Origin of the sequence: Mesorhizobium sp. M1142 (assembly GCF_040318565.1) — a bacterium.
Taxonomy (GTDB): Bacteria; Pseudomonadota; Alphaproteobacteria; order Rhizobiales; family Rhizobiaceae; genus Mesorhizobium.
Genome location: NZ_JAMYMK010000012.1, coordinates 149779 through 164191 on the forward strand (window position 1 = coordinate 149779; position 14413 = coordinate 164191).

A 14413-nucleotide genomic window follows, 5' to 3' on the forward strand; every position below is an offset into this window, starting at 1 on the left:
ACGCGGTCGGGTTTTGATTGCCGTAATCTCTTCACAAGCTGAAGCGCAACGATTCATGGTGAGGCGTCCCGTCGTTCCTTGAGTTGCTGGGCGAGGAAGTCCTTGACGGAATCGAGAACCGCGTCCCGTTCATGAGATACGCCTGGCAGCAAATCGAAACGCACGCGCGCACCCGCCTCCTCGAACGATCGACACAATGCCCTGAGGCGTTCCGGCCGTGTTCGCCCGGCATCGTTGGCGCCTGGCATCCAATGGGTGCTGCCTTGGACATGAGTGATTTCCCAAGTCTCCAGGTCAGCGTCGCCGATGATCATCTGGAAAGGCACTTTTGCCAGCGCTGCGGCATCGACGGTGATGCCGAACTTCTCCGGCAGATCGCGAATGCCCACCCACCAGTCATGCGTCGGATCGAGTAAGGTCACCGAGCCTGGCGCGCCGATTGAGGCCGCCCAGAGCCTGTCGGGATGCAGGATAGCAAAACGATGCGTGAAATGCCCGCCGCCGGAAAATCCGAACATGGCAAAGCGGCTCCAATCCTGACTGTATTTGGCGCTGACCTCCTCAATCATGGCGAGCAGCACCTGATCGTAGCGTATGTTGCCCTCGAGCATATATTTGTACCCGCTGCGGGCATCGTCCCCGAGAACGCCGATCGGAAACAGCGGACACAACACGGCGCAGCCGTTCCAGCGTCCGAACTCGGAAAACGCGTCGCGGAATCCAAGAAAAGAGGTGCGGCCGGTGCCATGGACAGCAACCATCAGGTCGACTTTGGCCCCTTCTCCAACCGCGGGAGGCACATACAGGCAATAGTGAAAGCGCGGGTCTGATTTGGAAGCAAAGATGGCGGTCGCGCCAAGGTCATAGGTAACGCGACCGCGATCTGCGACAGACCCCCTGGCAACGCTTGTCAAACCGATAACTCCTTAATAAGCCCGGCGTTCACGGCAATCTTATACCGGTCGGCCGACCTCGTGAACTGGATGCGCCTCCAGGCAGCCGCGAGGAGGACCTCGTCGTGCACCGGAAGCAGGGCGCCGGCGGGACGATCGGAGGCAAAAAGAATGCCTCCGCCAAGGCCTCGAGAAGCCGCCATTAACTTTTCGTTAACCATGCCGGGCTAGCCTTAACCAATCAGTAAGGACTCGCCTCTGTGACCTGCGTCGCTCCCATCCAAAACAAGTCCATACGCTTTCGAGCGCGCTCGTTTGTAGCCTTCACCCTCACCCCTGAGGCCCCGCTAGGGGAATGGCTGCAAAGCCTCGATCACTGGACCGAAAACTCTCCCGGCTTCTTTGCCGGCCGCCCGGTTGTGCTCGATCTGACTATGTTCAAGCCCGAGGTGGGCGAGATGCGGGATCTGGTCTCACAACTCGCGGAGCGCGGGATTCGCATTTACGCGATCGAGGCCGATGGCAATGTTGCTCTTGATGCCGATCTGCCGCCGCTCCTCGTTGGCACCAAGGAGGCCACCGCTGATACGCTTTACGCGCAGCCGAACCCGAAGGCCGCCGCTGAGGCCAAGACGGAAGAGCCGCAGGCGCCGAACTCATTGATGATCAAGGCACCGATCCGCTCCGGCCAGTCGATCTTTCACCCCGATGGCGACGTGGTCATTGTCGGCTCCGTCAGTTCCGGATCCGAGATCATCGCCGGAGGATCGATCCACGTCTACGGCACGTTGCGTGGACGTGCCTTCGCCGGCGCCACGGGAAATTCCGCAGCTCGCATCTTTTGCCGGAAAAATGAAGCCGAACTTCTGGCGGTAGACGGCTGGTACCGCACCGCCGAGGAGATGGACGCCTCCTCGCGAGGAAGGCCGGTACAGGCCTTTCTCGAGGACGGCGCACTTTGCGTCGCACCGCTCAACTAACAACATTGGAGGCACAAATATGGGCAAGGTAGTGGTTGTCACATCCGGCAAAGGGGGTGTCGGCAAGACGACCTCGACGGCCGCTCTCGGCGCCGCGGTCGCGAAAACCGGCAAGCGGGTGGCCCTCGTCGACTTCGATGTCGGCCTGCGCAACCTCGATCTGATCATGGGCGCCGAGCGGCGCGTTGTTTTCGATATCGTCAACGTCATTCAGGGAACCGCCAAGCTCTCGCAGGCGCTGATCCGTGACAAGCGGCTCGAAACGCTGTTCCTGCTGCCGGCCTCGCAAACGCGCGACAAGGATGCTCTCACCGAGGAAGGCGTCGCCGACGTCATCGACAAGCTGCGCTCGGTTTTCGACTACGTCTTCTGCGACAGCCCGGCCGGCATAGAGCGGGGCGCGCAACTTGCCATGCGCTTTGCCGACGAGGCGGTAATCGTCACCAACCCCGAAGTGAGCTCGGTCCGCGATTCCGATCGCATCATCGGCCTGCTCGACTCCAGGACGATGAAAGCAGAGCAAGGTGAATCGATTGCCAAACACGTCCTCGTCACGCGCTACGACGCTGCCCGCGCTGCCCGCGGCGAGATGCTCAGCATTGATGACGTTCTCGAGATCCTGTCCACGCCTCTGCTGGGAATAATTCCCGAGAGCCAGGACGTGCTGCGCGCATCCAATGTGGGCGCGCCGGTTACGCTCAGCGAAAACACCAACCCCGCCGCACGCGCCTATATCGACGCGGCAAGAAGACTCGAGGGCGAGGACCTGCCGGTCATTCTGCCTTTCGAACGGAGGGGCCTCCTCGACCGGCTGTTGGGAAGGAGGGCAGCATGAACCTGCTCGATATCTTCAAGCGCCGCGGCAGCGCGCCCGTGGCGCGCGAGCGCTTGCAACTGCTGTTGGCTTACGAGCGTCGAAGCCGCAACCAGCCCGATCTCGTCTCCGTGTTGCGCGAGGAGATCATGGCGGTGATCGCCCGGCATGTTCAGGTCGACCAGGATTTCCTGCAGGTAAGCATGGATCACGGCGAAACGACGTCGAGATTGGAGATCGACATCCAGATCCCCAACAAAGTCGCAATGCCCATGGCCGCGGCGTTCTAACGAAACCCTCCGGTCAGGGCTTGCGTCGGCTGCTGCCGAAATTGCGGCGCCGTGGTTGGTGTGCTTGAGCCGATCGCCACCGGCAAGTTCTCGCAATTCGAGGACAATAACCACTCCCTCACCAAAACCCCGCGGCCGTTTCCAGCCGCGGGGCGCCTTGGGAGGGCCTTTCGAAACCCGTGGTCAAATGTTGGCGAGCAATTCGTTGACGCGGCTTTCCATGTCGGCAAGGGCGGTGTCGACGTCCTTCTGGCCACTGATTGCTGCACTCATCTCTTCGCCGATAATGTCCTGGATCGCAAACTGACGCTGTACGGCGGACGGCAGCGGCTTGCCGAGATCAGCGACCGCAGAGATCGTGTTGCGATGCGGCAGTGCCTTGAAGGCGTCCGAAGTGATGACGGCCTTATAGGCCGGCAAGTGGCCGGTGCGCGACCATTCGAAGTCGTTGTCGGCGAAGAACTTCAGGAATTTACCGATAGCCGCGATCTGTTCAGGCGTGCGGTCTTTCTGCGAAACGGCCCAGGTGTGGCCGTCGGCATATTGCGCATGGGCGCCGCCAAACAGCTGCGGATACGGATAGACCGCATATCCGCCCTTGTTGAGGGCCGTCCCCTTGGTCTCGGACTGGGCGTTGTAATCGCCGACCACCCACGTACCGTTGAGATGGACGCCACCCTCGCCGGCAAGGAAGGCGTTGATCGAGCCGCCATAGTCGAGATCCTTGGTGGTGTAGCCCTTCTCGAAGATCGCCTTGTACATCTCGACGACCTTCTTGGCTTCCGGCGTATTCAATTTCACATGCTTCGGATCGGCAAAGAAATCGGAATCCTGCTGGAAAAGATAGGTGTAGAGGTTGCGTGTGTAGAGTGCAGTCTCATTGGCCAGGTTCTGGACGAAATAAGGCTTGCCCGTCTTCTGCTTGAACTGTTCGGCCTGGGCGAGCAGTTCCTCGGGCGACTTTGGAAAAATCGGCGTGCCGTCGGCATTGACGAGGCCGGCTTGTTTGAAAAGATCCATGTTGACGTGATAGAGCATCGTCCAGCTGTCGATCGGCAGGCCATAGATCTTGCCGTCTTTGGTGGCGCCATTGCGTGCCGCGTCGGTGAAGGCGTCGGGTGTCACGCCGACCGACTTCAAGAGATCGTCGAGCGGCATCAACAGGCCCTTCGACTGATAATCCGACAGTACGGATTCATGGATCGTGACGATGTCCGGAGCGTCGCCTGAAGCGAACTGGGCGGTCAGCTGATCATAGCCGGGCCATTCCACGGTGGTGACGTTGACGTGGACATCGGGATTGTCGGCGTTGAACTTGTTGATCAGCGAGGTAATGATGCCGCATTCGCCAACGGCCTTGGTGGCATCGGTGTTGGTGCCGAAATCAGCATCGCAGGCGCCGAAAAAGCGCTGCACGCTCAGTTCCGTGGCCGCGAAGCTTGGAGCTGCGAGCAGCATTGCGCCCGCAGAGACTGCGGCAAACAGTATTTTCTTCAGTTTCATATCAGTTCCTCCTACTGAGTTTCCGCCGCTCCACCCTGGATTGGCTTTCGTGCTTCAATCGCTGCCCATTCCCCCGGCCGTCAGGCTATCTTCGTTATCTCACCGCAGCGCCGGAGACCGCCGTGACGATGTATTTCTGGAAGAACAGGTAGACGATCAGGATCGGGGCACCGGCGAACACCGCCTGCGCCATCAGGAAGCCGATGCCTTCGGACTGGGCGAAATTGGTCTGGGTCGAGGCCATGCCGACCGTCAGCGTGAACATGTCCTTCCTCGTCGCCGAAATCAGCGGCCAGAAGTAGTCGTTCCACGCGCCGAGAAAGGTGAAGATGCCGAGCGTCGCCTGCGCAGGCAGCGTGAGCGGCAGAAGCACCTTCCAGAAAATCCTGAGCCGGCTGGCGTTATCAAGCATGGCGGCTTCGTCCAGCTCCTTGGGGATGGCCTTGAAATACTGGGTCATCAGGAAGACGCCGAACGGAGCCGAAAGGCCCGGCAGGATGAGCCCTTGATAGGTGTTGTGGAACTTCAGCATGCTGAAAATCTGGTGACGGGCGACCAGCACGGCCTGTTCCGGGACCGCCAGGCCGAACAGCACGATCACGAACAGCACGTCTCGGCCGGGGAAATTCAGCCGCGCAAAGCCGTAGCCGGCGAGCGACGACAGGATCAACGTGCCGAACGTCAACCCGCCTGAGACGATGATGCTGTTGCGCACCCAGATGAACACCGACGAGGTGCCGACGGTGTTGATGTAGTTCTTCAGCGTATAGGGCGCGTGAAACACCGAGTTCGGATCGGCCATCAGCTCCGTATTGTCCTTGAGCGACAGGCCGATGACCCACAGAACCGGCGCGATCATGACGATCGAAAGCAGGATGACGAGGGCCAGCAACACATGGTCGCCAAATGCCCGTCCCTTGATGGAAGCGGCCGGAGCGCTCATGCCTGGTCTCCCCTGCTGCGCGTCACCAGGTACTGGGCCATGGCCGCGACCAGGATGAGGATGAACAGGATTTCCGATGCCGCGGCGCCCAGGCCGAGATCCCAGCGACGGAATGCGGTATCGTAGATGTAGAGCACGATCGGCTTGGTCAGGTTGTTCGGACCGCCCCGCGTCATCAGCCAGGCCTGGCCGAACAGCTGGAATTGCAGCACGATCTGGATGATGATCACCAGGATGAAGGTCCGCTTGATCGACGGCAGCGTGATCGAGCGTAGCGTCTGCCAGCGATTGGCATTGTCCAGCGCTGCCGCCTCGTAAATATCCTGTGGAATCTGCTGGAGCGCCGAGAGAAAGAGCATCATCGGCAGGCCGATGCACCACCAGACGGTGGCAATGGCGATGCCGATCATCGCAAGGCTGGGATCGGAAATGAAGGCCGGTGCGGTTGCGCCGAACCATCCGTAGATCGTCGACAACAGGCCGACATTCGGAATGAAGACGATGCGCCAGATCAGCGTGACGATGGTGACCGACAGCACCGACGAGGAAAAGAACAGCGTCCGCAAAACCGCGGCAGTGCGCGTGCGGCGGTTGAGGCAAAGCGCCAGGAAAAGGCCGATCAGCGCCAGCGTCGGCACGGTCAGAAGCACGAAGTAGAAGGTGTTCCAGATCGATTGCAGGAAGACCTTGTCGTGATACAGCCTGGCGTAATTGCCGAGACCGACAAAATTTCCGGACGAAAACGTGTCGGCCTTGTGGAAACTCAGCCACATCCCCCAGAGCAGCGGGAAGAGCAGCAGCGTGGTGAAGAAGAACAAGAATGGCGCAACGAAAATGAAGTTTCGCCATTGCGGCGCATAGATGTCGGCGGTAGGGGCTCTGACGCCGACAGCAAGCGTCGCGGTCGGGGACGTCGCCAGCCGGTCAACCATCTCAGGCCTCCCTCGCATGCCAGGCGCGGCCGGTCTCGTTGAACAGATGCGATTTCTGGCCGTCGAAGGCGAGCCCGATTCTGTCGCCGACGGCGACGCGGCTGTTGCCGGCATCGGAGCCGACGATCTGCTGGCCATCGCCCAGCCGCGCGTAGATCAGGGTGCGTTCGCCGAGCCGCTCGAGCACATCGACGACGCCGTCGGCATTGCCCTGTCCGGCGGCAACGATGCGCACGTCTTCCGAACGGATGCCGAAAGTGTAGTTGCCATCGGTCAATTGGCTGGAGGCGATCTCGGTCTGCACCGAGATGCCGTCCGCAAATCTGGCCGTGGCGTTCTTGCCCGATCTGTCGAGTGTCGCATCGACGAAGTTCATCGCCGGCGCGCCGACGAAACCCGCGACGAATTTGGTCGCCGGGCGTTCGTAGATCTCCATAGGGGTACCGATCTGGTCGATCTTGCGATTGTTCATGACGACAATGCGGTCGGCCAGCGTCATTGCTTCGACCTGGTCGTGGGTGACGAAGATCATCGTCGATTGCAGCCGCTGGTGAAGCTGGGCAAGCTCGATGCGGGTTCGGGTGCGCAGCGCCGCATCGAGATTGGAGAGCGGCTCGTCGAACAGGAAGGCCTTCGGCTCCTTGACGATCGCACGGCCGATCGCGACGCGCTGCCGCTGACCGCCGGAGAGCTGGCCCGGCTTGCGATCGAGCAGATGCGCCATTTCGAGGATGCGGGCGGCTTCGTTGATGCGCGCCTCGATGACCTTGCCTGGTACGCCGATATTCGCAAGGCCGAAGGCCATGTTGTCGCGCACCGTCATATGCGGATAAAGCGCATAGGACTGGAACACCATCGCAATGCCGCGCTTGCCCGGCGGCAGATGATCGATGCGCTCGTTGTTGATGGCAATCTCGCCGCTATCGACAGCTTCAAGACCGGCGATCATCCGAAGAAGCGTCGATTTTCCGCAGCCGGACGGCCCCAGGAACACGATGAATTCGCGTGCCCTTATGGAGAGCGACAGATGATCCAGCACCGTCATGGCACCGAACTGCTTGCTCACGTTCCTGATCTCGATATCGGCCGTCACGTCGACGCTCCTCCTCAGCGTTTGCGCTTTCTCGATGATCCGCCCGAACTCAGAGCCTCAGGCGTATGAACTGGTAGGAATACGCCGGCAGCGACAGGTTTAGTTTGCCGCCGGCGACTTCGGCGCCCTCACCCTTCCTGGGGCTGACATTGCCAGGGTTTTCGGCCGAATTGACGGCTTTCAGATCGGCGTGTGCCATCACCTGGTGATCGACGATCTCCGCCGCCCCGAAGCCGGAGAGGTCGACCACTGTTTCGATTACCTCGCTCGAATGGCGGTTGACGGCGAAGAAGGTGACGTGGCCGGTTTGCCTGTCGTGCACGCCGGCAACATCGACATAGGCGACGTCGCCCGCAACGCTGGATCTGTAGGTCGGGCTTTCCACCTTGAGATCCAGCGCATTGCCGCGGCCATAGTTGGAAGCAAACAGATAGGGATAAAAAATCGTCTGCCGCCATGCCGGACCATTCGGAACGGTCATGATCGGCGCGATGACATTGACCAGTTGTGCCAGGCACGCGATCTTGACGACGTCGGAACGGCGGATGAAGGTGTTGAGGATCAGGCCGACCTGCAGCACATCCTCGAAATTATAGATGTCTTCGAGCAACGGCGGGGCGAACGGCCAACCGTCGCTGCCGCCGAGTATCTTCTTGTCCTGCTCCTTGGAATGGTACCAGACGTTCCATTCGTCAAACGAGATGTAAACCTGCTTGTTGGAGCGCTTCTTGGCCTTGATATAGTCGATGACGCCGGCGACCGAGACAATGTAGGCGTCGAGCTTTTCGCTCATGGCGAGATAGTTCGGAGCGTCGTTGGCTTCGTTGTCGAAATACATGTGCAGCGAGATGTAGTCGACCTCGTTGTAGGTATGGTCGAGAACCGTCGCTTCCCATTCAGGGTAGGTGGGCATCTTGGCGTTCGAAGAGCCGCAGACCACCAGTTCGAGTGACTTGGAGAAGGCGCGCATGGCCTTGGCCGTCTCATGCGCCAAGCGGCCATACTCGTCCGCGGTCTTGTGGCCGATCTGCCAGGGGCCATCCATTTCATTGCCGAGGCACCAGAGCTTGACGTCGAAGGGCTCCTTGCGGCCGTTGGCGATGCGCTTGTCGCTCCATTTGCTGCCGCCGGGATGGTTAGCGTACTCCAGCAGGTTGCGGGCTTCGTCGAGGCCGCGCGAGCCGAGATTGACGGCAAGCATCATCTCGGTGTTGGCGCAGGTGCACCAATCGGCAAATTCATGCAGGCCGACTTCGTTGCTTTCCGACGTATGCCAGGCGAGGTCGAGCCGCACCGGGCGCTCTTCCTTGGGGCCAATGCCGTCTTCCCAATTGTAGGCTGAGACGAAATTGCCGCCGGGATAGCGGACGATCGGAACATTGAGTTCCCTGACGAGATCGATGACGTCCTGACGCATGCCGTTGGCATCCGCTGTCGGATGGCCGGGCTCATAGATGCCGGTGTAAACTGCCCGCCCGAGATGCTCGATGAAGGATCCGTAGAGTCTCGGATCGATCTCCGAGACAACAAAATGCGGATGTGCCGTAACGGCTGCCTTCATGCATTCCTCCCATCGATATCACAAATGATGATTTAAATCACCTTGCCCGATATCAAAGAGGAACTGGCAACCCTTCGTCAAGTCAAAAATGCCCAAATGTAGGACAATTAGACCAACGCTTTGGCACAGCAGAAAGCCAAACAGTTGAAGTTGCTGCGTTATCTTCAGAACCCGATTTCATGATATCAACCAGTTTTGATCCTGAGCAGAATGTCCTGATCGTAGTTTCCAAAGCCCTTGCCGAAAATGTTGATCCCGCCGGGGCGCTCGGCGTCGTCCTTGACGCCGATACGGACGCGGATTGAATGATGGCTCTTCAGATCGAGAGCGGCGAGGCCGGTTTCGGAAATCCTGAGACCGTCGACATAGGTGCCGTCATTGGCAATTCGCCAGTTCTTCAGCTTGCCGTATTGCGAGCCCTTGAGCTTCCACCAGGAGGGCGTGAAGACGCCGCGCTTGTCGCCGAAATCCCCCGGCGACGTCCAGGTGCCGACATCGACACCATTGATCGTCAGCGTGATGTCCGAGGGCCAATCGGCGCTGGTGCCCGGCACTTCCGAAGACAGCTCTATCGCCACTTCGAGTCCGGTGATCTCGGCATTGGCGAGCTTGGCATTGTTGGGGAACTGGTATTCGACAAAACCGCGCGTGAACCACAGCAAACCGGCTTTCATGCGATCCGGATCAAGGAAAGTGTTCGGCACATCGAGCAAGCCGATGATGCCGTCCGGCGAACAAAGGCCGCAGGGCGCGGTAACCTCAAAGCCGGTGTAAAGCCCGATCGGCATCGACACTTCGATCGCATCGTTCTTGACCGCACGGTATTCGCTCTTGAACACGACAAGCACTTCTTCGGCCGTCGGATAACAGATTTTCTGACTGCCTTTCTTCGCTTTCAGGTTCTCGGTTCGGATCAGCCCCGCATCCTCCAGCACCTGGATGTTGGTTGAGACGGTCGACTGCGGCAGCGACAGCACGGCGGCGATTTCGTTGATATTCATCGGCCCCTTTTCATGCAGCAGTTTCAGCATCGAGATCCGCGCCGAGGAGGCAAGCCCTTTGAGCACGGCAATGCCTTCCTCAGGTTCAATCACCAGAAAATTGCGACTCATGAAATTGCCCGGCCCACGCGAAATCCATATTCGAAATTTACCCTGTATATCGAGATAGCTGATTTAATCAATGCGCAGGCGGAACGCCGGGCAATTTGTTGAATCCGGCAGGGCGAGGGTCAACCGGTGGCCCTGCACAGAGTTTGTGCTGGAGTCACATGCAGAGTGGACACCTGAACGCCGATCGCCCAATCTAGTCCCGAGCCGAGCCCCGGTGATGGCGGCTTGCACATAAATTGGTGTGGACGGGTCGTGACCAAAGGGTGGAAATTATACGATCAGCGACTGGCCTGGGTCCTCGTCGCGCCTGTGCTTATACTGCTTACCCTGCTTCTGCTGCTGCCGATCGCGATGATGACGGTCTACACGTTTTTCACCTTCGTCACCGCCGGAGTTGAGTCGGCGGTGCTGACCTTCGATAACTGGAAGGAATTCCTCACCGACAGCTACTATCACGGCTTTCTTTGGAAGACCGTTCGCGTCGGCGCCATCACCGCGGTGATCTGCGCGATCCTTGGCTATTTCCCCGCCTATTTCATCTGGGCCACGACCTTCAGGCACAAATGGCTGCTGTTGCTGCTGCTCATCGTGCCGTTCTGGATCAGCTTCACCATCCGGACGTTCTCGTGGATCCACATCCTCGGCGAACAGGGGCTGATCAACGTGGCGCTCATCAGGCTGGGCGTCATCAACGAGCCGTTGCCGATGCTCTACACCGAGGGCGCCGTCATCATGGGGCTGTTGCATTTTCTGCTGCCCTACATGATCCTGAACGTCTATGTCAGCCTGGAAAGCATCGACCGCACGCTGATCGCCGCCGCGCGCTCGATGGGCTGTACCAGCGCGCAGGCGTTCCGCGAAGTGACCTTGCCACTATCGATGCCGGGGCTGGGCGCTGGGCTGCTGCTCTGCTTCGTGCTGGCGGCCGGTTCCTATGTGACGCCGCAGTTGCTCGGCGGTAGCCGCGATGCGCTGTTCGGCAACCTGATTTACGATACCATTATGGGGCAGCTCAATTGGCCGATGGGGGCAACGCTTTCCATCGTCCTGTTCGTCCTGCTCGGCGCCGCCGCGGCCGCCTACAGCCGCTATATGGGCCTGTCGCAGATCATGAAGGGCCTCAGCGCATGAGAGCGGATCATCCCGATCGCGAAGGCAGATGGGCCTGGCGGCTGACCGGCGCGATCACGGTGTGCGTCTACATCTTCATGTTTGCGCCGATCCTCGCCACGGTCGTGCTTTCCTTCAACGCCTCGATGTTCGGCGGCTTTCCCCTCACCGGCTTCAGCCTGCGGTGGTATGAGAAGCTGCTCACCAACGAGCCGGTTCTCGACGCCTTCCGGACATCGATGTGGATTGCCCTGGTAACGGCAACGGTGACGACACTGCTCGGCATCATGGCGGCATTAGCGCTGGTGCGCTTCGAGTTTCGTGGCAAGCAGGTGATCAACACGCTTGTCATTCTTCCCGCGCTGGTCCCCGAAACGATACTCGGCGTCGGCCTGCTGGTCATGATCAAAGCCGTCGACCAGCCGCGCAGCATGACGCTGCTGGTGCTCGGCCACATTCTGCTCACGCTCCCCTACGTGGTGCTGATCGTCCAGGCGCGCATGGTCGGCATAAAGCGTTCCTATGAGGAGGCGGCGCTGTCGCTCGGGGCGCCGCGTGTGTCGACATTCCGCGAGATTACGCTGCCGCTGCTCATTCCCGCAGTGCTTGCCAGCGTCCTGCTCGCTTTCACCATTTCGTTCGACAACACTTCGGCCAGCCTGTTCTGGCGGCCGGCGGGCGTCGAGACCATGCCGACGCAAATCCTTTCGATGCTGAAGATCTCGATCAGCCCCGAGGTGAACGCGCTCGGAACCGTCATGATCCTTTTGACGGTCGGCATTCCCTTGGCTGGCGGGCTCATCCTGCAAAGCCTCACCTGGTTCAAGGCAGGCAAGTGAAAATGAAAATGGGAGAACGGAAATGAAAGTGACAACCACCAAACGACTGGAACGGCTGAATGAGCGCTATGCCGATGGCGACATCAGCCGGCGATCATTCCTGACGCTGACGGCCGCCGCTGCCGCCGCCACCGGGCTTTCCATGCCCTGGATGGGACGGGCGCTGGCCGCGGTTTCGGAAGTGCGCTTCGACGGATGGGGCGGCGTGGTGCAGGAAGCGATCGATAAGTACGCGTTCCAGCCTTACACCGCCAAGTCCAAGGTCAAGGTCGTCCAGGGCACCTTTGGCGACGAGAACGAGATCATCACCAAGATCAAGACGTCGAAGCCGGGCGACTTCCAGATCGTCCATTCTTCCGGCGTCAACTACTACATCAAATACGTCAATGGCGGTTTCAATTCGGAGATCAACGAGGCGAACATCCCGAACATGGCAAATGTGCTGACCGCCATGATCGAGCCGTTCCGCAAGATCACGCCAAAGCTGTCGGCTGTGCCCTATGATTACGGCACCACCGGCATCGCCTACAACAACAAGGTCATCTCGCCGGAGGAAGCCAAGGAAAAGGGCGCCAACCTGCTTACCGACAAGAAATATGCCGGCAAGATCGGCGGCTACGCCGATATGACGACGCGCGTCTGGTATGCGGCGCTGCAGACGAAACAGGACCCCAACAACATCCAGGACATGGATGCCATCTGGGCCAAGGTTCGCGAGACCCGCGACCTGGCCAAGAAGTTCTGGAGTTCCGGCGCGGAACTGATGGACCTCCTGTCGCGAAACGAGATCGTCGTCACCGACGCCTGGTCAGGACGTGTCGCCGCCCTGCAGCAGCAGGGCCAGCCAATCGGCTATCTCGACCCTGCCGGCTCATACGCGTGGATGGAGGACATGCTGGTGCTCAAGGGTTCGCCCATGGCCGAATGCGAGGAACTGATCAACTTCATGCTGGATCCGGCAACGTCGATCGCCGTCGCCGAGGGCCAGAACTATCCGCCATCGCTTGACCCGACCAAGGTGAAGCTGACCGACAAGATCGCGGCACTTCCGGCCTTCGATCCGACCGGATCGATGAAGTCGCTGACCTTCGCCGATCCGCTCTACTGGGCGAAGAACGAAGACGCCTGGACCAAGCAATGGGACAGGGTGTCGAAAGGTGCATGACGACAACAGCCACGACCAGCAGCCCCGGCCGGCTTCGGCCGGGGCCGCTGGCGACCCGCTCGCCCAAGGTGAGAGACAGCCGACAGGAAAGCCTGCGGTCGAGTTTCGCGACATCGATATTTTTTACGGCAAGTTCGCCGCTGTGCGCGATTTTTCACTGGCGATCCGCAAGGGTAGTTTCGTCACCTTGCTCGGGCCGTCCGGCTGCGGCAAGACGACGATCCTGCGATCGATCGCGGGCCTGGTCGACATCTCCAGCGGCCAGATCTCGATCGGCGGAAAACGGGTCGACGACATCCCGATCTACAAGCGCAACATTGGTCTGGTGTTCCAAAACTACGCGCTCTTTCCGCACAAGAACGTCTTCGACAACGTCGCATTCGGCCTGAAATATCGAAACGTGCCGAAACCGGAAATCGTGCGCCGGGTCAAGAAGGCGCTGGACATGGTGCGGCTGCCCGGCAGTGAGACAAAGCTGCCATCACAGCTCTCTGGCGGCCAGCAGCAACGCATCGCACTGGCCCGCGCCATCGTCTTCGAGCCGGAAGTGCTGCTGCTGGACGAGCCTCTGTCGGCACTCGACGCCAACATGCGCGAGGACATGCGCGTCGAGATCAAGAAAATCCAGAGGGAGACGGGCATCACCGCTATCTTCGTGACGCACGACCAGGAAGAAGCTTTGTCGATGTCCGACCACATCGTCGTCATGAATGCCGGCCTGATCGAGCAGATCGGCTCCCCCGCGCAGGTCTATGACCAGCCGGCCACCGCATTCGTCGCCAATTTCCTTGGCAAGGCCAACATGCTGCCCGGCAGCGTGACTGTGATGGACGGCAAGATGGCGACGATCGCGCTGGCCAGCGGCCATGTCGTAAAGGCGGCCGCGCCGAAGGCGCTCGCGACCGGCAGCGCGGTCACCGTCGTCGTTCGCCCGCAGAAGCTTACCGTCGGTACCGTCGGTGCTGCCAACAGGCTGGCGGGACGGATAGTCTCGACCTCCTATCTGGGCGGCAATGCGGTCTACGAGATCGACATCGGCGCCGGCACGCTGGTGCGCGCCAACACGCTGATCGACGGCCAGCCGCTGCGTGAAGGCGAAATGGTCGATGTCTGCTTCGATCCTCTGGGCTGCGTGCTTCTCGACGCGCAAGGCTTACGCATCGCGTAGCGAGGCGGAA

General features: G+C 60.0%; 14 protein-coding genes. 7 read left to right on the top strand and 7 right to left on the bottom strand.

What is annotated here, in order from left to right; genetic code table 11:
• Positions 1 to 53: 53 nt before the first annotated feature.
• Complete coding sequence (locus NKH42_RS20515; RefSeq protein ID WP_352507211.1) at positions 54 to 914, bottom strand: alpha/beta hydrolase; 861 nt, start codon at positions 912 to 914, stop codon at positions 54 to 56.
• Between the two features lie 239 nt (positions 915 to 1153).
• On the opposite strand from NKH42_RS20515, the gene minC reads away from it, so the two are divergent.
• From minC to minE, 3 genes are read left to right on the top strand one after another with little or no spacing between them, the layout of a single operon-like run.
• Positions 1154 to 1873, top strand: coding sequence for a septum site-determining protein MinC (minC, locus tag NKH42_RS20520; protein WP_352507212.1), 720 nt, complete (start codon positions 1154 to 1156; stop codon positions 1871 to 1873).
• Positions 1874 to 1892: 19 nt separating this feature from the next.
• Positions 1893 to 2708: a septum site-determining protein MinD gene (gene minD, locus NKH42_RS20525; RefSeq protein ID WP_254819515.1), complete on the top strand. Its 816-nt coding sequence runs from the start codon at positions 1893 to 1895 to the stop codon at positions 2706 to 2708.
• Positions 2705 to 2977: a cell division topological specificity factor MinE gene (gene minE, locus NKH42_RS20530; protein WP_023677151.1), complete on the top strand. Its 273-nt coding sequence runs from the start codon at positions 2705 to 2707 to the stop codon at positions 2975 to 2977. The genes minD and minE overlap by 4 nt, the downstream gene beginning before the upstream one ends.
• Before the next feature lie 183 nt (positions 2978 to 3160).
• Here the strand turns inward: minE and NKH42_RS20535 are convergent, their stop codons facing one another.
• The 6 genes from NKH42_RS20535 to NKH42_RS20560 form a co-directional block, all read right to left on the bottom strand.
• Complete coding sequence (locus NKH42_RS20535; RefSeq protein WP_352475706.1) at positions 3161 to 4480, bottom strand: ABC transporter substrate-binding protein; 1320 nt, start codon at positions 4478 to 4480, stop codon at positions 3161 to 3163.
• A gap of 94 nt (positions 4481 to 4574) precedes the next feature.
• Complete coding sequence (locus tag NKH42_RS20540) at positions 4575 to 5423, bottom strand: carbohydrate ABC transporter permease (protein ID WP_352507214.1); 849 nt, start codon at positions 5421 to 5423, stop codon at positions 4575 to 4577.
• Complete coding sequence (locus NKH42_RS20545) at positions 5420 to 6355, bottom strand: carbohydrate ABC transporter permease (protein WP_352507215.1); 936 nt, start codon at positions 6353 to 6355, stop codon at positions 5420 to 5422. Before NKH42_RS20545 ends, NKH42_RS20540 begins: the two co-directional genes overlap by 4 nt.
• A gap of 1 nt (position 6356) precedes the next feature.
• A complete protein-coding gene (locus NKH42_RS20550) occupies positions 6357 to 7448 on the bottom strand; it encodes an ABC transporter ATP-binding protein (RefSeq protein WP_352507216.1) in 1092 nt (363 codons plus the stop codon).
• 49 nt (positions 7449 to 7497) lie between these two features.
• Positions 7498 to 9009: an arabinosylfuranosidase ArfA gene (arfA, locus tag NKH42_RS20555; RefSeq protein ID WP_352507217.1), complete on the bottom strand. Its 1512-nt coding sequence runs from the start codon at positions 9007 to 9009 to the stop codon at positions 7498 to 7500.
• A gap of 185 nt (positions 9010 to 9194) precedes the next feature.
• Entirely contained in the window at positions 9195 to 10121 is a 927-nt protein-coding gene (locus NKH42_RS20560; protein WP_352507219.1) for an ArsR/SmtB family transcription factor, read from the bottom strand.
• A 252-nt stretch (positions 10122 to 10373) separates the two neighbouring features.
• Between NKH42_RS20560 and NKH42_RS20565 the strand changes: the two genes are divergently transcribed.
• Genes NKH42_RS20565 through NKH42_RS20580 form a run of 4 tightly spaced genes read left to right on the top strand, consistent with a single transcriptional unit; the run spans position 10374 to position 14403 of the window.
• Entirely contained in the window at positions 10374 to 11252 is an 879-nt protein-coding gene (locus tag NKH42_RS20565) for an ABC transporter permease (RefSeq protein ID WP_254819522.1), read from the top strand.
• Positions 11249 to 12070, top strand: coding sequence for an ABC transporter permease (locus NKH42_RS20570; protein WP_352507220.1), 822 nt, complete (start codon positions 11249 to 11251; stop codon positions 12068 to 12070). The genes NKH42_RS20565 and NKH42_RS20570 overlap by 4 nt, the downstream gene beginning before the upstream one ends.
• A 22-nt stretch (positions 12071 to 12092) precedes the next feature.
• Positions 12093 to 13235, top strand: a complete 1143-nt coding sequence (locus NKH42_RS20575) for an extracellular solute-binding protein (RefSeq protein WP_254819524.1) — start codon at positions 12093 to 12095, stop codon at positions 13233 to 13235.
• Positions 13228 to 14403, top strand: coding sequence for an ABC transporter ATP-binding protein (locus tag NKH42_RS20580; protein WP_352507221.1), 1176 nt, complete (start codon positions 13228 to 13230; stop codon positions 14401 to 14403). The genes NKH42_RS20575 and NKH42_RS20580 overlap by 8 nt, the downstream gene beginning before the upstream one ends.
• The last annotated feature ends 10 nt before the right edge of the window (positions 14404 to 14413 follow it).

Excerpts from the sequence above, each read along its gene's own strand:
- minD (WP_254819515.1), top strand. The coding sequence starts at position 1,893 with ATGGGCAAGGTAGTGGTTGTCACATCCGGCAAAGGGGGTGTCGGCAAG.
- minE (WP_023677151.1), top strand. The coding sequence starts at position 2,705 with ATGAACCTGCTCGATATCTTCAAGCGCCGCGGCAGCGCGCCCGTGGCG.
- NKH42_RS20535 (WP_352475706.1), bottom strand. The coding sequence starts at position 4,480 with ATGAAACTGAAGAAAATACTGTTTGCCGCAGTCTCTGCGGGCGCAATG.
- NKH42_RS20540 (WP_352507214.1), bottom strand. The coding sequence starts at position 5,423 with ATGAGCGCTCCGGCCGCTTCCATCAAGGGACGGGCATTTGGCGACCAT.
- NKH42_RS20545 (WP_352507215.1), bottom strand. The coding sequence starts at position 6,355 with ATGGTTGACCGGCTGGCGACGTCCCCGACCGCGACGCTTGCTGTCGGC.
- arfA (WP_352507217.1), bottom strand. The coding sequence starts at position 9,009 with ATGAAGGCAGCCGTTACGGCACATCCGCATTTTGTTGTCTCGGAGATC.
- NKH42_RS20560 (WP_352507219.1), bottom strand. The coding sequence starts at position 10,121 with ATGAGTCGCAATTTTCTGGTGATTGAACCTGAGGAAGGCATTGCCGTG.
- NKH42_RS20570 (WP_352507220.1), top strand. The coding sequence starts at position 11,249 with ATGAGAGCGGATCATCCCGATCGCGAAGGCAGATGGGCCTGGCGGCTG.
- NKH42_RS20575 (WP_254819524.1), top strand. The coding sequence starts at position 12,093 with ATGAAAGTGACAACCACCAAACGACTGGAACGGCTGAATGAGCGCTAT.